This window comes from Mycobacterium sp. (assembly GCF_049608025.1).
In the GTDB taxonomy this organism is placed as follows: domain Bacteria; phylum Actinomycetota; class Actinomycetes; order Mycobacteriales; family Mycobacteriaceae; genus Mycobacterium.
The window spans coordinates 45,406-71,504 of record NZ_JBMYXC010000008.1; the positions used below are offsets into that span (position 1 = coordinate 45,406).

Here is a 26,099-nt window from a genome sequence, read left to right on the forward strand (position 1 = left end):
CTCGAAAGCCCTGCCATTACAGGGCCTTGAGTTCCTCGATGACCTGGCTGACGGACTTCTTGGCGTCGCCGAACAACATCGACGTGCCCTCACCGAAGAACAGCGGGTTATCGATACCGGCGTAGCCCGAGGACATCGAGCGCTTCAGCACGATGACCGAACGCGCCTCGTCGACGTTGAGGATCGGCATCCCGTAGATGGGCGAACTCGTATCGTTGCGCGCCGCCGGGTTGGTGACGTCGTTGGCGCCGATCACGATCGAGACATCGGTGCGGTTGAACTCACCGTTGATGTCGTCCATCTCCTTCATCGCGTCATATTCGACATCGGCCTCGGCCAGCAGGACATTCATGTGCCCGGGCATGCGGCCGGCCACGGGGTGGATGGCGAATTTGACTTCCACACCCTTGGACTCCAGCAGCGAGGCCATCTCGGCGACCGCGTGCTGAGCCTGGGCGACGGCCAAACCGTAGCCGGGCACCACGATCACCTGGTTGGCATAGGCCATTTGGATCGCGGCGTCCGCAGCGCTGGTTGCCTTGACGGTGCCCTGCTCGCCGCCGGCTACTGCACCGGCACCTCCCTGGTCACCCCCGAACGACCCGAACACGATCGCCGGGATGGACCGGTTCATCGCCACAGCCATCAGGTTGGTCAGGATCGAACCCGACGCACCCACGATCATGCCGGCGACGATCATTGCGGTGTTGTTCAGCGCCAGACCAGCCGCAGCGGCGGACAGTCCGGTCATGGCGTTGAGCAGCGAGATGACCACGGGCATGTCGGCGCCACCGATCGGGAACACCACGAACAGCCCCATGATCCCAGCGAGCACCAGCACCAGCACGATCGTCCAGCCCGGCCTGCCCTGTCCGGCGCCCAGCCCGATGTAGACCGCGGTCGCCACCGCGCCCAGTAACAGCGCCACATTGGCAACCTGAAAGAGCTTCGCGGACTTGACGAGCGTTTTCTCGACGTTCTTGGGGATCGACTCCTGCAGCTTGAGGAACGCCACCAGCGAGCCCCAGAATGACACCGAACCGACGATCGCGGCGAACAGCGACCCGACCACGAGCGCAACCGTCGGCGTCTGCTCCGGCGTGAAGTGGGCGAAACCGTCGGTCTCGATGAACTCGGCCCACGCGATCAGGGCCACCGTGCCGCCGCCGACACCGTTGAACAGCGCCACCAACTGCGGCATCGCGGTCATCTTGGTCTTCTTGGCCGGCGGCACACCGAGGATCACGCCGATGGCCAGCCCGGCCACGATCAGGACCCAGTTGATCGCGGCGGTGTCGCGCACGTAGATCAACGTCGCCACCACGGCGATGCCCATACCTGTGGCGGCGATCCAGTTGCCCCGCACCGCGGTCTTGGGCCCGGTCAGCCCCGACAGACCCAGAATGAACATGCCGAACGCAACGATGTAGAGCACCGTGACGCCGTAGTTGACTGTTGTCGCGGTCATTTGTCGACCGCCTCAGTGTGGGTAGGTGCGCTCTTCTTGCCCTTGAACATGCCCAGCATCCGGTCGGTGACCAGGAAGCCGCCGATGACGTTGAGCGTGCCGAAGATCAGCGCCACGAAGGCGATCGCGCGAACGCCCCAGCCTGCGTCGGCCGGCAGGCCTCCGAGCACGATCAACGCGCCGAGCACGACGATGCCGTGGATGGCGTTCGTGCCCGACATCAGCGGTGTGTGCAACGTGTTGGGCACCTTGGAGATGACCGCGAACCCGACGAACCCGGCCAGCACCAGGATCGCAAGGTTGGCCAGCAATTGGTCATACATGGTCTATGAACCCCCGATCTAGTTCTCTGTGCCGCTCGCGGCATGTGTGACGCACGAGGCAACCAGCACCTCGTCCTCGAAATCCGGGAGGAGAGCGCCATCGGTGATCAGCAACTCCAGCAGAGCGGTGAGGTTTTTCGAGTACAACTCGCTGGCGTGCTCGGGCATCGTGGCCGGCAAGTTCAGTGGCGAGGCGATGGTGACGCCGTGCTTGACGACGGTCCGGCCCGGCTCGGTCAGCTCACAGTTGCCGCCGGTCTCGCCGGCCAGATCGACCACCACGCTGCCCGCTCTCATCCCCTGCACCGCTTCAGCAGTCACCAGCCGCGGCGCCGGGCGGCCAGGCACCAGCGCCGTGGTGATCACCACATCGAATCCGGTGATCGCCTTTTCCAACTGCTTCTGCTGCTGTGCCCGTTCGTCCTCGGACAGCTCTCGGGCGTATCCGCCCTCACCTGCCGCGACCACGTCTTCTTCACCCAAACTCAACCATTGCGCGCCCACCGACCGGACCTGATCGGCGACCTCGGGACGCACGTCATACCCGCTGGTGCGCGCACCCAGGCGCTTGGCGGTGGCCAGCGCCTGCAGCCCCGCCACCCCTACACCGAGGACCAGCACCGTCGCCGGCTTCACGGTGCCCGCAGCGGTGGTCAGCATCGGGAAGAACCGCGTCGACTCCGAAGCCGCCAACACCACGGCCTTGTAGCCGGCCACGTTGGCCTGCGAGGAGAGCGCGTCCATCGCCTGGGCCCGTGAGATCCGTGGGATCGCTTCCACCGCAAAGGCCCGTACCCCTGCCGATTTCAGCGCGGCGATCTGGTTGTCCGAGCTGCGCGGCGCCAGGAAGCCGACCAGGGTCTGGCCGCTGCGCAGTTTGGCGATCTCCTCGCTGGTGGGCGGAGCCACCTTGACCACCACATCGGCCGACCACGCATCACCGACGGTCGCGCCCGCGGCGGTATAGAGGTCATCGGGCAGCAGGGCGCGTTCCCCGGCGCCGGATTCCACGATGACGGCCACCCCGCTCTTCAGCAGCGTGGCCACCGCCTTGGGGACCAAGGCAACGCGCCGTTCGTCGGCGCCGGACTCGGCGACAACGCCTACCGTCACCGTCTTCGTCTCCTGGTCCGGAGCGGCGGATTCGACTTCTGTCATGGCGACTTAGATCTCTTCTGTCGTTTTACGTGTTTCGCCCCACGGTGCTCCGACGCGGGTGCGCCGTGGGATAGGTGATCGATCAGACACCATAACCGTTGAGCCCATGCAGAGCCGATTCCGCACCTTGAGCATCTGCACAGTTCAGCGGCCGAAAGCCGGGGCTTCGACTCCTGCGGCACCCGGCCGGACCGGCATCATCAAAGGCAGTGGCGCCGAATCGCATCATCGCGCAGTTGTCCGACAGCAGCATCAGACTGTGACGACCGCCACGGTGGGCAGGTCATTCTTGGTTTCTCTGCGGGTGTCATATCGTGACTGGTATGGACTTCGAGATGTCGGCCAAGGGCCAGGACTACCACGGCCGACTCGTGGACTTCATGACCGAATTCGTGTTCCCGGGCGAGGAGGCCTACGAGCGCTACCGCCACGAGGCAGGTCCCGACGACCACACCGTCCCGCCCGTCGTCGAGGAGCTCAAGTCGCTGGCCAAGGAGCGCGGGTTGTGGAACCTGTTCCTGCCCTCGGAGTCGGGGCTGACCAACCTGGAGTACGCGCCACTGGCCGAACTGTCCGGGTGGAGCATGGAGCTGGCGCCCGAGGCCTTGAACTGCGCGGCACCTGACACCGGCAACATGGAGACGCTGCATCTGTTTGCCACCGAGCAACAGCGCACGCAGTGGTTGCAGCCGCTGCTCAACGGTGAGATCCGCAGCGCATTCGCGATGACCGAGCCCGCAGTGGCCTCCAGCGACGCACGCAACATCGAGACGACTATCTCGCGCGACGGTGGCGACTACGTCATCAATGGTCGCAAGTGGTGGATCTCCGGCGCAGCCGACCCGCGTTGCAAGATCCTGATCGTGATGGGGCGCACCAACCCCGAAGCCGCGAGCCATCAACAGCAGTCGATGATCCTGGTGCCCATTGATACGCCGGGGGTTTCAGTCGAGCGGTCTCTGCCGGTCTTCGGTTGGCAGGATCAGCACGGGCACTGCGAGATCAGCTTCGACAACGTCCGGGTGCCGGCGTCAAATCTGCTCGACGAGGAGGGCAGCGGATTCGCCATCGCCCAGGCCCGCCTCGGGCCCGGCCGCATTCACCACTGCATGCGTGCGATCGGGGTGGCCGAGCGGGCGTTGGCACTAATGGTCGACCGGGTGAACAAGCGCATCGCCTTCGGCAAGCCCCTGGCCGAGCAGGGCGTGGTCCAGCAGCAGGTTGCCCTGTCACGCAACGAGATCGACCAGGCCAGGCTGCTATGTCACAAAGCGGCATGGACGATCGACCAGCACGGCAACAAGGCCGCCCGCAACGAGGTCGCGATGATCAAGGCAGTCGCACCTCAGATGGCGTGCAACGTGATCGACCGCGCTATCCAGGTTCATGGTGCCGCCGGGGTCAGCGATGACACCCCACTGGCGCGGCTCTACGGCTGGCACCGCGCGATGCGGTTGTTCGACGGGCCCGATGAGGTGCATATGCGCAGCATCGCCCGCGCCGAACTGGGCCGGGAGAAAGGCGCCTTCGCCGCGGCGGTGACGGGCTAGTGGTGCCGGCCGGCGGGCACGAGTTCGGAGAACTTTCGGGGGCATGGAATTTCCGAGATGTCTCCGAGCAGGCGGGCATCGCTCCCGGCCGTTTTTTCCGGGCCAGCGAACTGTCCAAGCTGAACGACGCCGGCCGCGCCGCACTGATGGGATACGGAGTCACCGACGTCGCGGATCTTCGCACCCTGAGCGAGCTTGAGAGGCACGGCGCCGGGCTTGTGCCTGCTGCGGTGGACATCCACCACCTGCCGTTCGTCGAGGCCAAAGCCTCCGACGGCGAGTCCCCGCACGAACACGCATTCCGGCAGATGATGCTCGACAAGCCCTCCGACGAATCGGTCTCCGACGCCGCGGCGCGATACATGACCGAGGAGTATGTGCGCATCGCGGCAGCCCCACTGGCGCAGCGTGCCGTGCACCGGGTGGTGACCCTGCTGGGATCAGAGCGCCGGGTGCTGGCCCATTGCTTCGCAGGCAAGGACCGCACCGGGTTCACCATTGCGGTCGTACTGGAGGCCGCCGGAGTTGGGCGTGACGAGGTCATGGCTGACTACTTGCGCAGCAATAGCGCCGTGCCGCAATTACGGGAGACCATCCTGGCCAAGTTGCGCGAGCGGACTACCGAGGCGCCCGAAGTTCTGGAACTCGCTCAGGCCAGGCTCACCGAGTCGGTCCTGGGCGTACGCGAGGAGTACCTCGACACCGCTCGCCGCACGCTGGATGACGAATTCGGTTCGCTGGGAAGCTATCTGGCGGCCGCCGGCATCACCGATGAGGATCTCACCCGCCTGAGGGCTGCCCTCCACGACTGACCTGCGTCATCGCTGGGGAAACCCACGTCGCTCGTGTCACCCACATCACCCGTGTCACGCATCCCCGCCCACCACACACCCGGCCAGGCCACCCCACGACTGATCTGCGTAACGCCAAGCAGATTCCAGGCCCACATCCCCACCACTGCGTTACGCAGAGTCCATCGTTGACGCCGTAGGAGTATTCGGGAAAGTGATAACCGTTGAATCCGATTGCGGCGCTACGGCTCGGATAGGGTTGCCGACGGCCTAGAACCTCAGGTTTCGCAGCAGGTCGTACACCCCGGCAATCCACAGCAGCATTGGGATCATCGCGGCGATCCCTGCGCCGTCGAGCAGCTCGAGAGCCCGCTTGGTGACTGGCGATACCCGTCGGATGCCATCCGTTGCACCAATCAAGATCACCGCGACCAGAACCAACGCGGCGTACAAAGCCATCACCAGCCAGGCCCGCTCCGGGTACCAAAGGCAGAGCCGCACCATCAACCCGGTCGGAATCGACGCTGCCGCTGCCAACAACGCCCAGGCACACCAGCGGTCGGCGTATAGCCGCGACCGGAAGCCGCATATGACCGTAACCAGACCGGCCACGATCAGGCTGTGCACAAAGAAGTGCCCCTGGACCACAACAGCTATTGCCCCCGCCGCAAGAACCAGCGCACCTGCGGCGAGGAACCCGATCAGTAAGCGTTTTGCCAGTCGGCTCCGCTCAGTCAGGCGGGCCGCCGACCCCGGCGCCGATGCAATGATCGCCTGCCAGGTCTCCGACTCCTCCGACGAATCTGTTGACGAAACAGGTTCCAGCAGATCGCTATTGGAGACTGACTCGCCCGGCGCTGGGATGGGAGGCAGCGCGATCCGTGCAACAGCTACGGTGAGTTTCGCCGAGTTGGTCACGATGATCAACCCGAAGGCAATCGCACCTGTCGGCACCCAGCCGCCCCATCCGTAGCCGAATGCCACCGCGGCAAGAGTCACGGCCGTCGCTATCACCGCCAGGAACGCGGCCACTTCGGCGCGCTGTTTCGGGCCACCGCGCGTCCCCAAGACCAACAACAGGACCAGCGAGCCCACGCCTGCGATCTGTGGTGCCCCAAGTGTCTCCACACCGCGCGGCAACGGCACAGCCAGCGTGACCGCAGCCCCCAGCGTCACAAACGAGGAGACCAACAGACACTCGGCGATATCGAGGTTGCGGTAGCGATTCTGTGCGAACATGCCGCCGCTCATAAGACCCAGGCCCAGGACACCCAGTGCGAGGGCCCACCACCAGGAGCGACCCGTGGTAGACCACGACTGGACCGCAACCGCGGCGACGATCAGCGCCGCCAGGGGCAGCGCCAATCCGACGAACCGATACAGCGCTTGGCGATTGAACTCCGGCGTCTCGTCCAGCACCGCGATCGCGTCGATCACGTCCTCGACTAATGGCCGGTAACGTTCGGTGCGCGTGACCGGTACCACGGTCAGAAGGGATCCGTCGACCACCCCTGCATCGGCCAATGACGCGCTGATCTTGATCGGCGGCGCACCGGGACGCGCGAGACTCCAGACGCCCTGGGCGTTGAAGTCAAAGCCCGCCAACGCAGCTTCAGGAGTGCCTCCGAGGATTTCGGCCAGCACAGCGACCATCTCGTCGACATAGGCCTCGATCGGCGCGGCCGAGGGCAGCACAAGATCGGTCGTGCGCCGACCTGTCAGGATCGTGACTCGCGTGGTCGACGGACCGGGTGACGCGATGCCCGACGATGGCTGGGGCGCGGTCGTCGCCGTCAACGCCGTTCGAGTCTGTCGAAGTCATCGGAGAGGGCCGCTGCCAACTCGACGACTCTCCGTCTGAATTCCTTTCCTAAAAGCTGGAATTGGATGACGGTGCCAGCCGCAATGTGCCTATCCCACGGGAGCACGATTACTCGGCCCGCAGGCACGTGCCTCTCGAACTGCTCGACCAGATCCTGGACGTCGAGGTTGGGCTTGCCCGGCACAACGTGATTAACCACCACGCACGACCGACCCAGCAAGTGCTGATATCCATTCTGCCGCAACCAGTCCATAGTGATCGCCGCTTGCCGAGCGCCGTCGATCGAGGCGCTGGCTACGATGACCAATCCTGACACCGTCGACAGCACGCCGCGCGCAGCCGGCTGGAAGAGGCCCGCGCTGCCGTCGGCCAGGACCAGATTGTAGTAGCGCGAAGCGATCTCGGTCGCACCCTGCCAGTCCACGTCGCTGAATTCACGCCTCGCCGCGCTGTACTCCTCAGACGAGAGTACTTCCAGGTTCGAGCTGTTCATGCTCGTGTACGCCCGAATATCGTTGTAGCGGTGCAGTTCCTTGTCGGTCAGCAGATCGGCGATCGTAGCGGCCGACTGCCGGCCAGTCCGATCGGCGAGGTTGCCACCGTCAGAATCCGCATCGACTGCAAGGATTCGATCGCCCCGGATCCTGGCCAGCGCCGAGCCGAGAGCCACCGTCACTGCGGTCTTGCCCACTCCACCCTTCAGGCCGAACACACCAATCTGGTACGAGTCCCGGGCATTTCGCCGGATGCGGGCGTGTAGGTCCATCTCGTACAGCTCGTCCGGCGAGAGCCCGAGGTTGAAGCGAGTCGCCAGGTGGACCCAATGCCGCCAGCCACGCTGCGGCGGCAGCTTCACCGCGCTGCGTACGCCGACGTGCGACAGGGCGTCTATCGCGCGGTGATTACCTATCGTCGCCGCCGACGTGGGTGCTGGCTGCGCAGCGGACCGCCGAGGAGCCTCGCCGTGCGCGACGTGCGCAGACTGCGCAGGGGTGGGCGCCGGACAAGATGCCGCCATTGGGGCGGGACCGTGCTGCTCATAGCGCGCGCCCGTGGGGGCCGAGACCTGCGTTGCCCGCATCATCCCGTTGCTCGGAATACGCTGTGGGTCCGTCCTGTTCGTCTGCGGAATTTGGCAGGTGACCTCAGTCTGCCGGGGCGCAGGCACCTCAGTGCGCTGCGTGGGCGGGGCCGTGCCGGGCATGGCGGGAGGAGCTGCATCGTTTCGTGACGCATCTTTTGGGGCTGTCGCAATTCCCGGGCCCGCTGGTGGGGTCTCGCGGTCTACATCCTCGTCGGCCGTTTTCACGGCGTCCGGGGAATGGAAGAGCCGGTCATAGTCGGCCGACATGTGTACCTCTCAAGTGTTTGGCATGGGACACGCGGTGGGCGATCGCATGATGATGTCGGGCGATCGCCCACCGCCGTACCCCACCGCGCTTACAGGCTGAAACTTCCCTCGACACCTCTCTCAGCGGTTCCCATGGTGGTACCGGCGTTGCTGACTGCCTGCCCGAGATTTTGCAGGGCAAGGTTCAGTTCCTGGGAATTCATGTCCCAGCGCTGCTGGACGGCCTGATACGCCATCGAGCCGGTACCGTCCCAGGCGCCTTGGAGCCGGGCGAGCGATCCCTGGCCCTCGTCGAGCAGGCCTGCCGTCCGACCCACCGCCGCGTGGACCTCGGCCGAGGCGGCCTCGATCGCACCGAAGTTGTAGTTGATAAGCCCCACGTGTTTTCTCCGTTTCCGTGTTGTTGCAGTGTGCGCGTGAGTTGACCTAGATCTGCATCCGCGAAGCGAAATCGTCTGCGTTGTTCGCGTCGGCGTTGAGGTAGGAGGTACCGCTGGTGTGGATATTTTGCGAGATGTCGGTGAGCAGACGGATCTGCTGGCTCGACGCCTCCTGGAATCGCAATAGCGCAGCCTGCGCGGCCTGCCCCGCGCCTTCACTGTGCAGGCTCTGCGCAAGACCCGCGGCGGTGGACTCGACTTGGGCGAGGACGGACTGAAGTTCGCCCGAAATCCGGTCGAAATTCGCCGCCTCCGCCATGAGCTGCGGAGTATCCGCATTCACCAATGCCATCGCTGACCTTCTCTCTGTGTAATGTGCTCCCGCCGACGTGGCGGGCCCTCCCGACTCAGGCGGTCGGCAAGCTGTGGGGGACGGTCACCAGTCGTCCTCGTCGTCCTCGTTGAGGTCGTGTTCCAGTGGCGCCGGTGCATTCAGGCCCGTCTTGTTGCCGCCGCTCTTCCCGCGCTGTCCCGGCATCCCCATCAGACCGCCGCCGCCCATTCCGCCACCTCCAACGGGTGCCAGCCCGGCCGCCCCACCGCCCGCCGACGCACCCGCTCCAATAGCTATGGGGGATGACCTGGGCTGCAGGTCATTTCCGATCAGGTTCGACATCAGTGGAGTGCGAGCGGCAGTACCCCCCGCTCCCGGCAGCGACGCCGCGCGGACCATTCCGGACCCGGCCGCGGCTCCGGTTCCTCCGAGCGCGGGATGATTGGAGAATGGAGCAGCGCCGAGCATCCCGACTTGCGCATTGTTGTCGCCACCACCCGCTCCACCCATCTGCCCGAACATCGATGACACCTGCTGCAGCGGCTGAGTGAGCTGCTGGAACGGCTGCGTCACCCCTTGCAAGGTCTGCTGCGGTAGCTGTCCGAGCGTGGAGCCGAGCTGGGAAGCCAAGTGCATGACTTGCGACGGATCCTGTTGCAGTCCTTGCGGCCGGCTAGCCTGCGAACGGCCCGGGTCGGCCGCCGCGGCGACGAGCTGGCCAACCCGGCCACCCTTGAGTGCGGCCTCGTCAGCCTTACCCTGGCCGCTGACGCGCGTGAACACCCCGGTGCGAACCGCGGCGCTACCCGTCATCGGAGCAGCGCCGGCCATACCCACCGCCAGCGCCGATTCCACCCCGCCGGGCGCAACGACGGGTGCGGGCGGAGCGATCGGTTCGAACGTCGAGTTCAACATGGTCTCGGCTTGGTAGGCACCCATTACGGTCGCCGCCTGCTCCCACATCCGCGCGTAGTCAGCTTCGTTGAGCCCGATCGGCACAGTGTTGACACCAAGGAAATTGGTTGCATTGAGCACTGCGTTGGTGACGTGGTTGAGCTCGATCTCCGGCAGCTGCGGCGTGGTCGCCAACGCGCTCGAGTAGGCGGTGGCCTGGGCTGCCGCCTGCAGGGCACGCTTCTGTGCCTGCAGCGACAGCACCCTCAGCCAGGTAACCATCGGCATCGAAGCCTGGACGGCCCGCTCACTACCGATGCCCTGCCACAACTGGGCCAGCGACGCCAGGCTGGCCACCAGTTCGTCAGCCTGCGTCTCCAGCGAGATCCCCAGCGTCTCCCAGCCTGCGGCAGCCTGCATCATCGGCGCAGGGCCGGCTCCGGCCATCAGGCGCGAAGTGTTCACCTCCGGAGGGAGTGCACCCCAGATCGGTGGGACGGGCAATGCCAGCGCAGCCATAGCGAACTCGACTCGTATCGGGTATCCGTCTCAGATCAGCGTCCCGCCGTTCTCGCCATCGACCGCCTGATACACGCCAGCGATCTGGATGACTGCGGCGCCGGCGCGGGCGATCTCTTCCTGAGCCAGTGCGTTGATTCCCAGAGTCTGCACGCCTTCGGCCATGAAGGCCGCGCTCGCCAGAACCGACACTTCATCCGAGCCGGCTGGAGCGAGCACGCTGACCCCGACAGCCGCCGCAGTTCCGGTGGCCAAACCGCGGGAACCATTGGCCGTGATCTGACCGCCGATGCCTATAACGCCCGCATTGTGGCTTAGTGATTGCATTTGCTGCACTCCTCACTCATAAAAAAGCATTCATAGTCTTAGCCGCCGCCTCACCGGCTGTGATAACCCTGTGAAGGTGCTGCGAAATTCCTATTTCGTCCCATTCACAGGTCACTCAGAGTTTGCTGGTTGCTCTATCGATCGATACTAACGGCCATACGAGAGTGCTGCCGACACTTATTCTTCCGGCGGATTCACATACGCCGCTTGAATCACTTCTTTCCCATCCGGCGTCAGGAAGAATGCCTGGCCAGGCGGCCGATTCTTGACCAAGATCTCCCGCGAAGGAAAATCCTGTTTCTCTCCTGACAAGAACATCGTCGGGGTGCCCGCGCCGTACGCGGCGCCCACGAATTTGTCCATCGTTGCCCGATGCGCCTGGCTCATCTGGCAGGTCACGATGAGGTGTAATCCGATATCTGCGGACGCCGGAATCAACGGCGCGAGTGGCGCCATCGGCGACACCATCCCACCGGCCGCCACGATCATGTGCCAGTCATCGACCAGCAACACGATGTCCGGACCCGTCCACCACGAACGCGCTCGCAGTTGGGAAGGCGTCAGCTCGGCCGACGGCAAACGTTTGGTCAGGTTGAGCGCCAACGCCTTAACCGCCGCTTCCAGCGTCGTGTGGTTTCGGTTGATTGCGCCTGCCGACAGCAAGTGCGTGGCGGGGACGGCCTCCAACAGACCTGACCGGTAGTCGGCGACCATAAAGCGCACCTGTTCTGGGCTGTTCCGCGCACAGATTGCCCGAGCTATGGCATGGGCGATCGTCGTCTTGCCAGACTTGGATGCGCCGAAGATCAGCTGGTGCGGGCTCGCGTGCATGGAGTTGTGTGTAACGGTCAGATCCGACTCGCGTATGCCGACCGGAATACTCCAGCGGGTCCGGTAATCCGATTCTGGGCCCGGAGGGTTGGGATCCAGTTGGTGCAGGTAGATCCGTTCGGGCAATACGCGCACCCGTGGAGCCTCGTCCAGATGACGAGCGGTAATCGCCTGCACCGCAGCCGAGATCGCGGGCACCAGGGCCTCGGCGCTGTGCACCCCGTCCAGTCGCGGCACGCCGATCATCAAGTGGTGTTTGTCTGTCGAAACAGCGCGTCCCGGGCGGTTCAGCGGGATCTCGCGCGTGACTCGGTCCACCTGAGTCTCGTTGACGTCGCCGAGCCGAAACTCCACCTTGGTGCCTAGATAGTCACGGACCCGGGCCTTGAGCTCCGTCCAGCGGAGCGTCGAGATAACGGTGTGCACGCCGTACGCCAGTCCTTGGCCGGCGATGTCCTGCACCACGGCTTCGAGATCGGTGAACTCGGCGGCGAATGCCGGCCAACCGTCGATGACAAGGAACACGTCGCCGAAAGGGTCCGCCGATGCCGGATGATCGGGATCATCGCGCATCTTCCGGTAGTCGACCATGGAACCGACCCGGTACTGCTTGAACTTCTGTTCGCGTTGCCGCAAAACGGCTTTCACCTCGGCAACCAACCGCATAATTCGGTCGGGTTCGGCCCGAGTGGCGACCCCACCTACATGTGGAAGATCCTCCAGGTACATGAGACCGCCACCGCCCATGTCAACGCAGTAGAACTGCAACTGGCGCGGTGTGTGTGACCCCGCGCCCGACAGGATGAGCGTCTGCAGGAAAGTCGACTTGCCCGTCTGCGGGGCGCCGCCGACGGCGATGTTACCGGCCGCAGTAGCGAAATCGATGCCCCACACTTCCTGGCGGTGCCTGCGCGGTTCATCCATGACTCCCAGACCGATCCGAAGGGGGCGGCGGTCATAGTCGCGGGAGATCAGCTCGTTTACCGGCGTGGGATCGGCCAACGGCGGCAACCACATTCTGTAGGCATGGTTTTCGCCTGTGCCGAGTTGGTCGAGGACGACCTCGCGCAGCACCTTCTGATCCGGCTCGCGTGAGGTCACGGTGTCATCGACCCGTCGAGCACGGGGGCGGCGGTGAAGCGATGGACGCGGGTGCTGCTCGCGACCGTACCCGGCGCGACTCCAGCGTCGATGGTCGCCAGCGCCGTGGGCACATAGGGGTTACCGGTGTAGACGCTCTGGAACTTCACTGGGTCCTCCATCCCAACCCGCACGAATCCCACGCCGCTCTCCTTGTTCGAGATGTACTGCGCCTCTGGCGTTCCGATGACAGCTTTGGACTCTGCGGAACTTGTGGTACGCAGAGCAATCCGATAGGTCAGGTTGGGTTCGAGTTTGTCGATGCGAGTTCCGCCGGTGTTCAGCGACTGGGTCGCCAGCAGCAAGTGCACCCGCAGCGACCGCCCGACACGGCAGATCCGGTCGAATAGTCCGATGAAGTCCGGGTGGTTCTGCAGAAGCTCCGCGAATTCGTCCACCACAACGAACAGTGTTGGCAGTGGGGGAAGCTCGGCTCCGCGCTCGCGGTGCTTCTCGTACTCGGCTACCCCCGACAGTGCACCGGCGGCGCCAACCTGGATTCCCGCCTGCCGCAGGATGGACTGCCGGCGGTCCAGTTCGCCGCTGAGCACCTCCCCCATCCGGCTGACGAGCTCTGCTTCTTCCTCCATGTTGGTGACCACCGCCGCAGTGTGTGGCAGCTTCTCCATTCCCAGAAAGGTCGAGCCGCCCTTGAAATCTGTGAGTAGGAAGTTCACCTGGTCTGGATGATGCGTCGCAGCCAGTGAAAGAATGAGTGTACGAAGGAATTCTGATTTGCCTGAACCGGTGGTGCCGATGAGCATGCCGTGCGGTCCGGCGCCGAACTCAGCGCCTTCCTTGATGTCGAGATGCATCACTTCACCAGTCTTGAGCTCGTGACCAAACGGGATCCGAAGCCGGTCGCGGTCGTTGTCGGTGAGCGTCCGCCAGCGCGCTGGTATCACCTCCTCGATGGACTGCGCGCCGACGATCTCGTGCCATTCGGTGGCGACCCGCTTCTGCACTCGGGTGTTCTTGTCGATCACCGTCCCGGTGATCGACCAGCCCGCCAGCTTGCGCGCAACCCGGTCGGCCTGACCCGCCGTCATCCCGTCCACCCGGCTTGCCACCTGCCGGAAGGTCTGGGCCGGCAACCGGTCATCGGCCATGCCGTTCTCGTCAACCCGAATCCGGTAGCCCGGGCCGCGATGGTTGCCCCACGTGATGACGCTGACCCCCGATCGGCCGTCCACTGGGAAACCCGCTGTGCCACCAGTCAAGTCGATGACCACCACGTACGGCCCGCTGGGGTTGGCGTCCGCGGTGTGTGGCCCACGCCCCATCAGGTCGCTCAGCCCATCAGGCCGGCTGAACACCATGCGTATCGGACCGGCCGCATCGGTGTCGGACGGGTGCTGGACGTGTGGCAGCCACTTCAGCCATGCCCAGTCCGGGTCGTCGGGGCGTTCGATCAATACCCGGATCTGAAGGACGTCAGGTGGGTGAAATACCGCTAGATGGCAGATCATCGCCCGCATGAGCCCTGCGGCGACCTCCAGGTTGCCGCCCACTGCGATCATCGGAAACGTTCTCAGCTGCACCAGCTTCGGGCAGTCATGGATCAGACCGTGGGTGCGCAGGAATTTCGTGACCCACATGTGGCTGACCGGTTCGAGGTGCGGCTGCGGGGCACCCGCGGGGCCTCCCAACTCACCGCCTACCGCGGGTTTGAGCAGGCGATCTACAGCGGGCTCGGACCCGGTGCCGATCCGGGTCGCCGCGTAGAAGTCGGCGCTTGCGGCCCGCGACCATTGGCGGTGAGTACCGATGATCGACAACAGATCGTCCGGATGCGGCGCGTGGTAGTTGAAGAATGTCACCTGAGCGGCGGCCGAGGAGGTGACCCGGGTTCGTAGCCCTGCGAGATAGCGGAGGTATTCCTTACGGTCGGCGTTGATCTCGGGCACCTTCTTGCCCCCGCTGCCGCCGCTGGCCACCAGCCCCACGGCCGCCATCACCATCATCAGCGGCATCATCAGCATGTACGGCGACAGCTGTCGAACTCCACTGAAGATCATGATCGCGATCATGCCGAGCATGCACCCGCCCAGTACCCACGGCATCGCCTTCTGCATGCCCGAGGGCGGGATGTCAATCCCGAGGTCGTCCGGCGGGGTGACGTTGACCTCACCGGGAGTCAGGCGTGGCCCTCGTTTGATGGTCGGAGTGAACTTCCGTGTCGTCATCGGCCGCCTCCGTTGCTGGCTCCGGCTGGAACCTGCTGGTAGGCATTGATGTCGGCCGCGACTTTGCGCGGATTGGGATCCGCCGGCAGCGTGTCGTGTTCGACCAACGCCGCCTCCTTGGACAGCACGGGACCGTCGATCAGCAGGCTGACTACCTGCCAGGGCGCTGTCCTGGGCGAGTTCAGCGCCAGCTTCGCCGCCGTCTCGGTGTTCGGTATGCCGTAGCGCACACCCTGCGGGTCGACGTAGTACAGGCTCTCGCCGTAGCGGGGGTCTGGTGACTGCACCTGGATGTACCGGCCGCCGGTGATGTGCACCGTGGCGTCCTTGCTGATCTGTCTGATCCCCGTCTCGAGCGACGGGGCAGGCAGTGGCAGGCGGCGGCCCGCGATCACCGTTGTTTTCGGGGCGTGGGCCCCGGGCTCGCGGTGCCAGGCCCAGCACAGCGTGGGGATCTCGTGGCGCAAGAGAATCTTCATCGGAGAGTCCGGCAGCGGCGAACTGTAGACCTGCTCGACCGCCCGCGCGACGGCGCTCGGTTCTACGGAGGGAGGCGAGATCAGACCATACGAGTTCGTAGCGCGCAGCGCTGCGGCAGTGGTGTCATTGACTTTTGCCACACCGTTGGGCAGCACCACGAAATATCGTTCGCCGGCCTGCTCACGCGATCCGGTTTCGGTCTTGAACACCGAGCCGACCACCAGTTCGGGCGGCAAGCCCAACGAGTTCGGCGCTCCGCCGCCGGGAATGTCGGGCAGCCGCCACGGCCCTGCATTGGGCAGCGCGTTGAACAATCCCTCCGAGATCGGAGTGGACCTCGCTGTAACCGGCACTCCCACTGCAGAAGTGACGGCACGGTCGGCAAGGTCGATGGCATGGCGGCCCGCGGGTGTGACGAGCCAGTCTTGGTTCCTGTAAGAGATCAACATGCCTTGCTGGGGACGCATCGGCCCGACCGACGAGTCCAGCGACAACGGGGAGATCAGCACCGCCGAGTCGACGGCCGGCACGACACTCTCGGGCTTGACAACCGTGTCGCACACAGCCCATCGCGACTCAACCGACCCTGACACCGGGGTGGCGTACGGTGCCCCTGGTATGCCGAGCGGCGGGCCCTTCGGCATGCTGTCGAGTTCGTCGGACTTGACGGCGACAGGCCTCCCGCTGCTGCCGAGGATCAGCCGTGCCGATGTCAGGTTGTAAACGGGCCTCAGCTGACCAGCGCCCGGGAGAACCACGAAGAGTTGGTTGGTATCGCGGTCGACCAAAAGGCTGTCCCCGCCACGCTTTCCGAGGGGCTTGAAGTAGGCGAGAAGTGCGGCGCCAAGGCAGATCAGCACCGCGAGCACGATGCCCGCTGCCACCGCGCGGCTGTAGAACTGGAGCGGATCGTCGAACATTCGGGTGTCGCGGCGCACGATTGCATGCTCCACGCGGCGCAGCAGGAAGCGCCAGCCGCTGACCTGCACCTTGGTGGTGAGTCGAAATCCTGGCATGGTCTACTCGCTGAGGTTGAGTTGATTGTGAACCGACGTGATCGCCACGGCCATGTCTTCCCCGCAGATCTCACTGAGTTCCTCGATGGCAAGTGAATCGACGTCCGCCGACTGGGCGAGTCGCATATCGCGGATCTGTTCGCCGGCTTCCACGAGCCGGCGCGCGTAGCGGCCGTTGCCGGCAACATCGAGGGCGGGTTTTCCGTTCGTGGTGCTCTGGATCAGCAGCGCTGCAGCCTCCAGCACCTGCTCGGCGGCTTCGTCTGTGAAGCACGAATCATTATTGTCAGCAATGCCTTTGGCGATATCCACGATTTCATCGGCGGAGTAGGAATTGAACTCCAGCCGGGTGGAGAAACGCGACCGCAGTCCCTCGTTGGTTTCCAGCAGTCGATCGATGTCGTTGCCGTATCCCGCGATGATCACCACGAGTCGATCGCGGTCGTTCTCCATCCGGGCTAACAGCGTGTCCAGTGCTTCGGTGCCGAATGGGTCGGCGCGTCCATCGCGCTCCTGCACCAGCGTGTAGGCCTCGTCGATGAACAGCACGCCACCCATCGCCCGGTCAATGGTTCTTGCGGTCTTGACTGCTGACTGTCCTTCGTACTCGGCGACGAAGTCCTTGCGTGCAGCCTCAACGAGTTTCGGCTCGCCGATCACTCCAAGACCGGCGAGAATGTTTGCGACGACGCGCGCGATGGTCGTCTTGCCCGTACCTGGCGGGCCGGTGAAGACCATGTGCTTCGACGCTTGCGCCACCTTCATTCCGCGGGCGGACCGAACCTTGGCCATCTGCGTGGCGGCGCGATAGCGCTCAATCTGCTCCTTGACCCGGGCTAGCCCGATCTGTCGATCCAGCTCGGCTTCAGCCTCAGCCAGCAACCGCTCCCTGCCCGAGTTGTCCGTCTCGACAGTGGACGGATCCCACGGGTCACGCCTGGCCGCGATCATCTCCGCCGTCGTCGTCTCAAGCCGGTACCCAGGATCCCTCAGTGCCGCCGCGACTTTCGGAGAATGGTGAGTAGCCTGCAGCCATTCGAGCAAGGCGGTAGCCGCTTCCTCGTTGCCCTGGGCTCGGCGGGTCATCGCCAGGAACCAGGCGATCACCGGAGCGCACGCCTCGCCAGCGGGTGACGAATTCGACTCCACAAGACGGCGTTCGGCCTCAGTGAACAGGCCGAGGTTAGCTGCGGCGACGCCGTGGGTCACCCCGGCCGCCGACGCCAGGAACTTGTCCGGCCACGATATCGCGCACCGGACCTCTTCCATCACTTCTGTCCACCGTTGCGCCGCGCCGTAGATGACGGCCCTGACCCAGGAGACCAAGTGCTCAGCACCCGCGGCGGGCGCCGCGTCGAGGGCCTCCATCGCGTCGGTGTAGTTCCCCTCGGCGGCCTCGCTGACCGCGAACCCCATCGTGATGGCCAGCGGGGAGTGCACCGGATATGTGAAGTCGCCGTATTGGCCCCCGATCGGCACCCGGGCGGCCAGGCTGTTCATCGATATCTCCGCGGCCCCCGCGAGCTGCCCGAAGTTCGTCCGCGAGTACCACGCCCTGAACATCGTGACCCGATCCGTGTCTCCGCATCGGATACGTCCTACCCAAGCGTCACAGGCAGTTTCGTCAAGTTCGGTGATCTCGGTGAACATCTCTAGAGAGCTCGCAGGCGAAGTGGATAGCATGCCGACCGCAGCGGCGAACATGCGTTCCAGCTGCTCCGTCATTCCTCACCTGCGTAGCGCGCCCTGAACAGCTCGGCGCGTACAGCGTGGGCTTGTTCTGGAGTGGGAAGATCCAGCTCGCGGTTCAGGAAGTCGCGGGTGGCAACGTTGTCATGGCCGTGTTCACGCATACCTTCCAGCATGAAAGCGTATTGCGCCGACCTGGCGTCCTGGGTGGCCAGCCCGGCAATGACCACGATCTCCTCGGCCAGGAGCGCCTCGGTCAGGGTGGTCACGTTGGGTGACAGGTCGATCTGGTGCACGCGGCCGTCCACCAAGGTCGTCACTGTCACCGTTCCCGGCGGGTTCGTGACCTCGAACATGGGCGTTGCGAGGTCGTCACTAACGTCGGCAGGGTCGTGATAGTCGCGAGAGTCTCCGTGGCCGAGGAAGTCCGGCGTGCCGCCCTCGGATTCGCCAGATGCGCATGGGGGCATGTATCCGCCGAGGACAGCGGCGAGGTCTGCCTCGCCGCGGTCTTCGACGGCGGCGCTGAAATCCAGCGCCGCCAGATCGCTCTGGTCCCCATCGTCAGGGGCACCGGGCAGGGCCAAATCCACCGTCTACCACCGTCCCTGGTCTGGGTGCACAGCACCAGAGCCGACGATCGCGGCGTCATGATCAACGGCGACATTGTGGTCGTCCCACGCTCGGGACGGCAGGAACTCCACCAACCCGTTCAGCGCGCGCTGGAGATTCTCCTGGTTGCCCGGTAGGAAGCTGCCGTACAGTTCGCCGTTGACCCGTCGCGGAATCGACACGATTCTGCCGAGGGCCGAATCGAGGACACCCGCCCCCACCCCCGCATGCGCGTAAGTCCCCCCGGGGTGCCTTTCATTGGCGGTGATCTCCACCCAGCTATCGGGGTTGTCCGTCGCCTCCGCATAGATGCGTGCCGACGAATGGGACAAACCGTACCTGCCGAGTTGTTCGACGGTACAGGTCCCGGACAACTCCTCCGCGAGTCCGGTCAACGGCTCGACGTTGGCCGGCGTTGCGTTTCCGATGACGAGGTTCACCATGCCCGCCAGGCCGATCTGCGGAGCGACTCGCTGCAGCACAAGCATGTCCTCATCTCGCGCTGCGACGACATGGCGTTTGCCTCTGCGACAGACGACGAAGCGAACAAGTTTGCCTCCGGCATCGCCTCGCCACCAGCGACATTCCAGAGTACGGTCGGGCCTGCTGAGGGTGTCGGCGATCGCCGCGACTTCGGGATGTGGGTCGCCCGACGGTGTCAAGATTCCTTGCGCGGTCAGGTCGCGGGTCACCTGATCCCATACGACCGCGCGTTGATCTTCGTAGGGTATGTTCGGCCGGATGCCAAGGGCCAGAGGGAAGTCCACGAGGTGGAGTCGATCGGCGAGGACCAGCATGCCGTCGATGGTGACTTCGACACCCACCACGTCGTCGTAGTGGGTGGGTCCGGCGTCTCCCATGCCCGGGCTGGCCATCAGCGTGGGCGCCGTGGCGCAGTCGGACCGGACTGCAGCTGTTCGTCGAGGCGCGCAACTGATGCAAGATCGGTCGCCTCATATCGGTCGGCAGCGGCGGTCAGATTCCCACTCAATGCTCGCGATTCGCCGGCCATGCTGTCTCTGGCCTCGCGCCGTGCCTGCTGGATCGCCTCGATGGCGTCGGCAGTGGACGACGAGATCACGCCATGGGATGCGCGCACGGAACTTGCCACGCCGGATGCAGCGTCGGCGGCCAGGACTATCTCAGCGGCCGCCTGGCCTTGCTTGGCCGCCAGTTCGCGTAATCGGGCGGTCGTCACCTGAAGTGCTTCGGGGGACATTAACGTGTCGCCTCCTGGTGCGTCGTCTTCTTCTGGTGTGTCATTGCGGTGGTCTTGTGGCAGCCGGCGGCACCGGCGAAGTCGGTGGCTCCCCGGGGTTCTTCGAGTGGGGCTGCGACGCTTCAGCTTCCACAACGACATCAGGGGTGGCCGGACCGCTGCCCGCAGTCCCGCCTGCCCCAGCGCCGGTCGGGTCAGGATCCTCGTCAGACGTCACCTCCGGTTGGGCGACATCGACTTCCGGCTTCTTTCCCGCATTCTCCGCGCCGACAACATCTGCCGAGTTCATCGTCGACAACGACTGGCCCGCTGCGCCGGCGGCTCCCGTCAGCGCGGCTGCCATCGGGGCGACCACCGCCCCGATCATTCCGCCTACGGCGCTGAACGCCGATGTCATCCCCGAAGTCATCTCGGATGGCGCTGGGGACGCCGGGGCCGACTCCGCAGGCTGGGCTGCAGCCCCGGCGACTGGCTCATCACATCGACTCGCACACGAGACCGGCACGGGCTCAACGACCGTCGGCGCGTCTGGCAGAGCAGCAGCTGAGGTTGTGGGCGCAGGGCCCCGAGCCGGAGCCGGGTTCGGCGCGGTTTGTCCCGGTGCAGGTTGACCCGTCGGACCAGGCACGAGTGGTTCATCGAACGGCGGCCGCGGGGGCACATCGTCGAGGTCTGGCGGAGAGCGCTCCCCGGTCAATGCCGAATACTCCCCGGCAAGCTCACGCAATTGTGTGGCGTTCTCGTTGGTCTCCTGCCAAAGCTGATAGAGCTCCGTACTGCAGATACTCAGAGCGGCGCTCACCGCGCTGAGCTCCACAGCGGCCTTCATCGCCTTCCCGGCGCCGGAGGCGAGACCGAGCGGCCAGGTGAGGTAACTCAGGTCACCGAGGTAGTTCGACTGGTCGTCCAGCTTGTCGCGGTGGTAAGCGATTTGGTATGCCTCACGTGCGATCACGGTCTGCACACTGCGATCCAGCATCGCCATCGAACCGATGCGGTCGGCCTGACGGCGATTGGCCGTCTCGTAGGCCTGAGCCCCCGCCCCTGTCCAGTCCTGGTTCGGGTATGCCGAGCCCACGGTCTCGCCGGCGCGAGTGAACAGTGTCGCGCCGTACCCAAGAGGATCGCCTCGTTCAGGGTCGTCCCAGCCAGTCGTCATGCGCATCCCGGCAATCAGCACCTGCCCCGCGTCGAGTATCGGGGAACCAAGCGCAGCTCTGAGGGCATTTCTCAGCCTGCCCGAGGTTCCCGAGGTCGCCGGGGGAGTCTGCGCTGTCACTCCCTGGGGAGCGGTGGCGGGCCGCTTTTGACCGTGGAGGAGATCGGCTACGACTGTGGCAGGATCGACTTTGCCAAAACTCCCATTACCGTCGAATTCAACCATGTGAGCACACCTCCTTCGGGGGAAGCGTACCAGCGGAAAATCCCGCTTCCCGCACGAATTCTGTTGCACCGAACCCGCGCACTCAAGCCGCCCCTGCTGACCTCCAGAAATCGGTTCTCGCGCGCTGACCTGTGAATATCCTGAAAGCCTCCGTCCCACGCCGCGCCTCGGAACCGGTGTCCGACATCCGCCTGCGCGCCGTAGAGCGGCGCCCACAAGCCGTGTCTGGCCGCTGGCTCGGCGAAGCCGCCCAGGCCCCTGGGCGGGACGGCGGAAAGTTTGCTCGGGGTATCGGCCAGCTAGCCTGTCAAATGTTGAGTGGCAGCAAGGAGCTGGGTTCCATCCGGAGGAGGCGCTTTTGTGACAGACCGCGACGACGGGTTGCGCGGAGAACCGGGCTGGCCGGGCCCGCCTCCCCCACCGGCAAGGAACGAGCCCCCACGGCCGGTCCCGCCGCCGCACCACGGCGCGCCCTGGCCGGCGCCGCCCTCGCACACACAGCCCGCACACCCGGAGCCGCAGTCCTTGGCCGACCGCATCCGCGCCGAGGAGCTGGTACCCGCCCGCAAGCCGGTACCCGGGCGTGGTTGGCGGCGCGCCGTCTACAAGGGCTCCTTTGGACTTGTCAACCTCGGACCCTCACCCGAGGAACGTCGCCTCGCCGACCTCGAAGCCACGGTCCGCGGCCCGCTGCGGGGGCACTTCAAGATCGGCGTGATGGGCAAGGGCGGCGCCGGAAAGACGACCGTGGCGGCGTGTATCGGATCGATGCTTGCCGAGCTGCGTCAGGAGGACCGGGTCGTCGCCGTAGATGCCGATACCGCTTTCGGCAAGCTCGGCAGCCGAATTGACCCGAAGGCGCCGGACTCGTTCTGGGAACTCGTAAGCGATGAACACCTGGGGACATTCGCTGACGTGCGCGGCCGGTTCGGCAACAACGCTGCCGGGCTGTTCGTGCTGGCCGGTGAAGGTACTCCAGCCCGTCGCCGAGTTTTGGACCCGGCGATCTACCGCGAGGCGATCTCCCGCCTGGATCGCCATTTCACGATCTCCATCATCGACTGCAGTTCAACGGTTGACACCCCCGTAACCCAGGAAGCGCTGCGGGACTTGGACGCGCTGGTGGTGGTATCCACTCCGTGGGTGGACGGCGCGGCCGCCGCCGGGCAGACGTTGGATTGGCTCGCCGACCGGGGTCTGACCAGATTGTTGCAGTCCACAATCGTCGTCCTCAACGACTCCGATGGGCACACCGACAAGCGCACGAGAGCCATTCTTGTGCAACAGTTTTCCAGGAACGGCCAGCTGGTCATCGAGGTTCCCTTCGACGGCCGGCTACGACCGGGCGGAGTCATCGACGGCTCCGGTTCGATGTCGCCGTCGACACGCCGCCGATTCCTCGAAATCTGCGCGGCGTTGGCCGCGTACTTCCCGACCGCGGACGCACAGTCTCGGAAACCACGCTGAGCTACTCGGAGACGACGGCGCGGGCGGTGACGTCGAAAACGGAAACGACTGACCTGCGCTGGACAACGACTCGCCCGGTTCAACCGCCTTGTCTGGCTGAGTGAACGCAGTCTGTTGAATTCCGTCCTGAGCACCGTCCAGCTGAGACGAGCCTGCTTGCTCTGGTTCAGGCGCACCGTTCGGGTCAGCCACATCAGTCATGTAGTCGGCGGCCTGTGCGCTGGTAACTCTTTGCCGCGCCGTCGCATTGGGAGCTGGTGCGGCGGGAGCGCCGCCTGAGTCCCGGAGGACCTCGGGCAGAACGGGTTTGGTGCACAACGCTTTGCGACGAGCTCGGCTTCGACTGCGCCGCCCAGACGAAGCCCGGAAGAGCTCGCCGGTTGCTGCTCCCCAGTCGTCGAAGAGCAGCGGGTCATCAAAGGACGACCCTGGAGATCCCCCATTTGGTACCCGGCGTAAACGCAGTGATCAAGAGACTAGGAGCGGACGCCGAGCAGAGCAGGAACCGCTTCTGCGAAGTCGATAGAGAAATCCAGGTCGTACAGGGTATGCACGCCGATCACCAGAGCGATGGTGATCTTCGCGATCACTTCTGCGTCCAGATCGTTCCGGACGCGGCCCCGTTCCTGATCTTCGCGAACGTAGATCGCCAGCCGACCGATGCATTCGTCGACCAGTGCGAGGTAGCCACGATGCACGTCCGGTGAACGAACGCACGCGTCGAGGAGTTGGTACGGCCGAAGCCCCCCATGCCGCGTCATGGGGTACTCGCCGCTGAAGAGTTGGCCGAAAAAGTGCTCGAACAACTCGGACATGCCAGCAACCCGCTTCGACTCCGCGTCCCCAAACAACGCGTTCATGAACCGCTTGCCGAGGCGCGTCATCACCTCCAACGTCAGCTCGTCGCGCGTTTGGAAGTGCACGTAGAACGCACCTCTCGTGTAGCCGGCATGGGCGCAGATCTCATCGAGGCTTACGTCCAATCCATGCTTCGGGTACAGCTCGGTCGCCGCCTCGATGAGCGCTTCTCGGCTGGCGGCCTTGGCCGCTGCGCGAGAGGCTGAGGTGGCGCTTCTTCTCGTCTTCCCCATGCGACCTCCGGTGACTCAGGGGCAAAGATCGCGCACCGCGCGCTAGCGGATGCTGCCCGTCTTGACATACGGACCCGTATGTGAAATACATTTCGCATACGCCACCGTATGTGAAATGGGGAAGAATGCAAGCTCTGGTGACGGGTGCCGCGGGATTCATCGGGTCGCACGTCGTTCGGGCGCTGCTTCGCCGCGGTGATCGAGTACGGGCACTGCACTTGCCAGGAGAAGACCTCCGCAACCTTGCGGGTCTGGACGTCGAGCTTTTCGCCGGCGACGTGACCGATCCCGAATCGATGGCCAAGGCGGTCGATGGCTGCCAGCGCGTCTTTCACCTCGCCGCGGTCTACGCGCTTTGGCTCCCCGACATGTCACGCCTGCGGGCGGTGAACGTGGGTGGGACTCGAAACGTTCTCGAAGCGGCCCGCCGAAGCGATGTCGAGCGCGTCGTCTTCACGAGCTCGATTGCACGTTTTGGAGGTCAAGGCCTGCACCAGGTCGCGACCGAGGCATCTGACTTCGCACTGGCACCGACGCGGAACCTCTACGCGATCACCAAAGCCGAAGCACACGAGCTTGCCGCCGAAGCTGCCCAATCGGGACAGGATGTCGTCATCGTCGCGCCGACAGGCCCGATTGGACCGGGCGACCTCGCCCCAACGCCTACCGGGCGCTTGATTCTCGAATGCGCGAAAGCCCCGGTCGTCGTCGTTCCACCCACCGTCTCCAATTTCGCCGACGTGCGGGACATTGCGACGGGGCACCTCCTGGCCGACGAGAAAGGAGTTCGAGGTCGCTCGTACCTGCTCGGCGCGCAAAACTACACCGGTCGAGAGATCACGAACATGGTGTTCGAGATTCTCGGTGTCAGGCGGCCCATCGTCGATCTACCGTTCTCCGCCGCCAAGGCGGTCGGGGTCGCCGCCCTTGCGTACACAAAACATGTGAGTCGCCGTCAACCACTGATCACGCCTTCGGTCGCGGCGATCGCCAAGCTGGGGCTGGCGGCGGACTGCACGCGCGCGGTCCGCGAACTCGGGCTGCCCCAGTCTCCGCTTCAGAACGCGATTGTCGACGCCATCGCGTGGTTCGCTCACGAAGGGTACCTGGGGGACGGCGCACTTCGACGAAGGGTCGACGACCTCGCTCCGTCGACAGGCATGGAAGGAATCGCACGATGAAACCGCACGCAGCACAACTACGACCCGCAACACCGCGTCCGCTCCGGTCTGGCCTCGGTATGCGGGCGCCATTCCGGAGGGAAAACGGTCGCACCGTGATCTCGTTTCCGATCTTCGTCTACGACGTTCTTCAATGGCTGGCGTTTCCGATCAACTGCCTTCTCGGGCTGCTCTGCTACGTCCAGCCGCAGCGCTCGATCTGGAACGATCCAGGTTTCGAGAACGAGGACTTGCGGGGCTCCGGAATTGATCTGGAGGCGCTCAAGCGCATCGTCCTGACCGAGCCCGACCACATCTACACCGAGGCAGACATCGTTCGACTGTTCGACTCCTTGCCCACGGTGACCGCGGAAGGCGACCTCATCGGACGGGTCTGGGAAGGTCAGATCCTGCGTACCAATCGATCGGCGTTGGACTTCGCACACTACGCGATCCACTTGCCGCTAAAGCTGCTCGGCTTTCAGTGGGGGAAGCGCTATTGCACAGCCACTCAAGGCGATCCGTTGTTTCTCAGGTGGCGCAACACCCTCTACATCCCGGTTCCGTTCTGGGGCAACGTCGCGATGATGGATATTTCCTGGCGAGGCGAGTGCACCGCAACGATGAACTACGATCACCAACCCTGGCGTGACTATTTTCGTTTGTTATCGGATGAGGACGGTACGGTCGTTCTCCTCGGCGTGTGGACCCACAAGCACATCGCAGGAGGTTGGTTCACACTGACACTGGACCGGACGATCACCGCGACCGGTGAGTAGTTAGGGCGACAGCGGCACCCGGATTGGGTAGCCGACATCCACGGGAAAGGGTTTGGCTGGCTTTGCCGGCGGCCGAGTGGAGCTGGTCGGTTCGATGTCGTTGCTGGCCGCTGCGCAAAAGGAACTCA

23 protein-coding genes are annotated in these 26,099 nt (G+C 64.7%); 5 read left to right on the top strand and 18 right to left on the bottom strand.

What is annotated here, in order from left to right:
* Positions 1-16 precede the first annotated feature (16 nt).
* Genes ACPGXI_RS04695 through ACPGXI_RS04705 form a run of 3 tightly spaced genes read right to left on the bottom strand, consistent with a single transcriptional unit; the run spans position 17 to position 2,949 of the window.
* Positions 17-1,468: an NAD(P)(+) transhydrogenase (Re/Si-specific) subunit beta gene (locus tag ACPGXI_RS04695; protein WP_526650306.1), complete on the bottom strand. Its 1,452-nt coding sequence runs from the start codon at positions 1,466-1,468 to the stop codon at positions 17-19.
* Positions 1,465-1,791, bottom strand: a complete 327-nt coding sequence (locus tag ACPGXI_RS04700; protein ID WP_526650308.1) for a proton-translocating transhydrogenase family protein — start codon at positions 1,789-1,791, stop codon at positions 1,465-1,467. Before ACPGXI_RS04700 ends, ACPGXI_RS04695 begins: the two co-directional genes overlap by 4 nt.
* Positions 1,792-1,809: 18 nt before the next feature.
* Positions 1,810-2,949 carry a Re/Si-specific NAD(P)(+) transhydrogenase subunit alpha gene (locus tag ACPGXI_RS04705; protein ID WP_526650310.1) on the bottom strand — a complete coding sequence of 380 codons (1,140 nt, stop codon included), beginning with the start codon at positions 2,947-2,949 and terminating at the stop codon, positions 1,810-1,812.
* Positions 2,950-3,284: 335 nt separating this feature from the next.
* Between ACPGXI_RS04705 and ACPGXI_RS04710 the strand changes: the two genes are divergently transcribed.
* The gene (locus tag ACPGXI_RS04710) at positions 3,285-4,499 is read left to right on the top strand and encodes an acyl-CoA dehydrogenase family protein (RefSeq protein WP_526650417.1); all 1,215 of its coding nucleotides are present in this window, start codon (positions 3,285-3,287) and stop codon (positions 4,497-4,499) included.
* A 2-nt stretch (positions 4,500-4,501) separates the two neighbouring features.
* On the top strand, positions 4,502-5,311 hold the full coding sequence (locus tag ACPGXI_RS04715; protein WP_526650312.1) for a tyrosine-protein phosphatase: 810 nt from the start codon (positions 4,502-4,504) through the stop codon (positions 5,309-5,311).
* Positions 5,312-5,560: 249 nt separating this feature from the next.
* Here ACPGXI_RS04715 and eccD read toward each other — a convergent pair whose 3' ends face one another.
* The 14 genes from eccD to ACPGXI_RS04785 all read right to left on the bottom strand — a co-directional run bounded on the left by eccD (position 5,561) and on the right by ACPGXI_RS04785 (position 21,474).
* A complete protein-coding gene (gene eccD / locus ACPGXI_RS04720) occupies positions 5,561-7,087 on the bottom strand; it encodes a type VII secretion integral membrane protein EccD (RefSeq protein ID WP_526650314.1) in 1,527 nt (508 codons plus the stop codon).
* Positions 7,084-8,463, bottom strand: coding sequence for a MinD/ParA family ATP-binding protein (locus ACPGXI_RS04725; protein ID WP_526650316.1), 1,380 nt, complete (start codon positions 8,461-8,463; stop codon positions 7,084-7,086). Before ACPGXI_RS04725 ends, eccD begins: the two co-directional genes overlap by 4 nt.
* An 89-nt stretch (positions 8,464-8,552) precedes the next feature.
* Positions 8,553-8,843, bottom strand: coding sequence for a WXG100 family type VII secretion target (locus tag ACPGXI_RS04730; protein ID WP_526650318.1), 291 nt, complete (start codon positions 8,841-8,843; stop codon positions 8,553-8,555).
* Positions 8,844-8,889: 46 nt separating this feature from the next.
* Entirely contained in the window at positions 8,890-9,195 is a 306-nt protein-coding gene (locus ACPGXI_RS04735; RefSeq protein WP_526650320.1) for a WXG100 family type VII secretion target, read from the bottom strand.
* Positions 9,196-9,279: 84 nt separating this feature from the next.
* Positions 9,280-10,590 carry a PPE family protein gene (locus tag ACPGXI_RS04740; RefSeq protein ID WP_526650322.1) on the bottom strand — a complete coding sequence of 437 codons (1,311 nt, stop codon included), beginning with the start codon at positions 10,588-10,590 and terminating at the stop codon, positions 9,280-9,282.
* Positions 10,591-10,620: 30 nt separating this feature from the next.
* Entirely contained in the window at positions 10,621-10,917 is a 297-nt protein-coding gene (locus ACPGXI_RS04745; RefSeq protein ID WP_526650324.1) for a PE domain-containing protein, read from the bottom strand.
* Positions 10,918-11,094: 177 nt separating this feature from the next.
* Positions 11,095-12,849, bottom strand: coding sequence for a type VII secretion protein EccCb (gene eccCb, locus ACPGXI_RS04750; protein WP_526650326.1), 1,755 nt, complete (start codon positions 12,847-12,849; stop codon positions 11,095-11,097).
* The gene (eccCa, locus tag ACPGXI_RS04755) at positions 12,846-15,074 is read right to left on the bottom strand and encodes a type VII secretion protein EccCa (protein WP_526650328.1); all 2,229 of its coding nucleotides are present in this window, start codon (positions 15,072-15,074) and stop codon (positions 12,846-12,848) included. Before eccCa ends, eccCb begins: the two co-directional genes overlap by 4 nt.
* Positions 15,071-16,570, bottom strand: coding sequence for a type VII secretion protein EccB (gene eccB, locus ACPGXI_RS04760; protein ID WP_526650330.1), 1,500 nt, complete (start codon positions 16,568-16,570; stop codon positions 15,071-15,073). Before eccB ends, eccCa begins: the two co-directional genes overlap by 4 nt.
* Positions 16,571-16,573: 3 nt before the next feature.
* Complete coding sequence (gene eccA, locus ACPGXI_RS04765) at positions 16,574-18,295, bottom strand: type VII secretion AAA-ATPase EccA (protein ID WP_526650332.1); 1,722 nt, start codon at positions 18,293-18,295, stop codon at positions 16,574-16,576.
* Positions 18,292-18,852 carry a hypothetical protein gene (locus ACPGXI_RS04770; protein WP_526650334.1) on the bottom strand — a complete coding sequence of 187 codons (561 nt, stop codon included), beginning with the start codon at positions 18,850-18,852 and terminating at the stop codon, positions 18,292-18,294. Before ACPGXI_RS04770 ends, eccA begins: the two co-directional genes overlap by 4 nt.
* Positions 18,853-18,855: 3 nt before the next feature.
* On the bottom strand, positions 18,856-19,746 hold the full coding sequence (locus ACPGXI_RS04775) for an ESX secretion-associated protein EspG (RefSeq protein WP_526650336.1): 891 nt from the start codon (positions 19,744-19,746) through the stop codon (positions 18,856-18,858).
* The gene (locus ACPGXI_RS04780) at positions 19,746-20,069 is read right to left on the bottom strand and encodes a type VII secretion target (RefSeq protein WP_526650338.1); all 324 of its coding nucleotides are present in this window, start codon (positions 20,067-20,069) and stop codon (positions 19,746-19,748) included. Before ACPGXI_RS04780 ends, ACPGXI_RS04775 begins: the two co-directional genes overlap by 1 nt.
* A gap of 61 nt (positions 20,070-20,130) precedes the next feature.
* Positions 20,131-21,474: an EspA/EspE family type VII secretion system effector gene (locus tag ACPGXI_RS04785; RefSeq protein ID WP_526650340.1), complete on the bottom strand. Its 1,344-nt coding sequence runs from the start codon at positions 21,472-21,474 to the stop codon at positions 20,131-20,133.
* A gap of 360 nt (positions 21,475-21,834) precedes the next feature.
* Here ACPGXI_RS04785 and ACPGXI_RS04790 point away from each other — a divergent pair, with 360 nt between their 5' ends.
* Positions 21,835-22,941 (top strand): MinD/ParA family ATP-binding protein, encoded by a 1,107-nt coding sequence (locus ACPGXI_RS04790; RefSeq protein ID WP_526650342.1) that lies wholly within the window; start codon positions 21,835-21,837, stop codon positions 22,939-22,941.
* Positions 22,942-23,417: 476 nt separating this feature from the next.
* On the opposite strand, the gene ACPGXI_RS04795 is transcribed toward ACPGXI_RS04790, so the two are convergent.
* Positions 23,418-24,032, bottom strand: a complete 615-nt coding sequence (locus ACPGXI_RS04795; RefSeq protein ID WP_526650344.1) for a TetR/AcrR family transcriptional regulator — start codon at positions 24,030-24,032, stop codon at positions 23,418-23,420.
* A gap of 137 nt (positions 24,033-24,169) precedes the next feature.
* Here ACPGXI_RS04795 and ACPGXI_RS04800 point away from each other — a divergent pair, with 137 nt between their 5' ends.
* Both ACPGXI_RS04800 and ACPGXI_RS04805 read left to right on the top strand, forming a co-directional pair.
* Positions 24,170-25,213 (top strand): NAD-dependent epimerase/dehydratase family protein, encoded by a 1,044-nt coding sequence (locus ACPGXI_RS04800; RefSeq protein WP_526650346.1) that lies wholly within the window; start codon positions 24,170-24,172, stop codon positions 25,211-25,213.
* Positions 25,214-25,308: 95 nt separating this feature from the next.
* A complete protein-coding gene (locus tag ACPGXI_RS04805; protein WP_526650348.1) occupies positions 25,309-25,971 on the top strand; it encodes a DUF4334 domain-containing protein in 663 nt (220 codons plus the stop codon).
* The last annotated feature ends 128 nt before the right edge of the window (positions 25,972-26,099 follow it).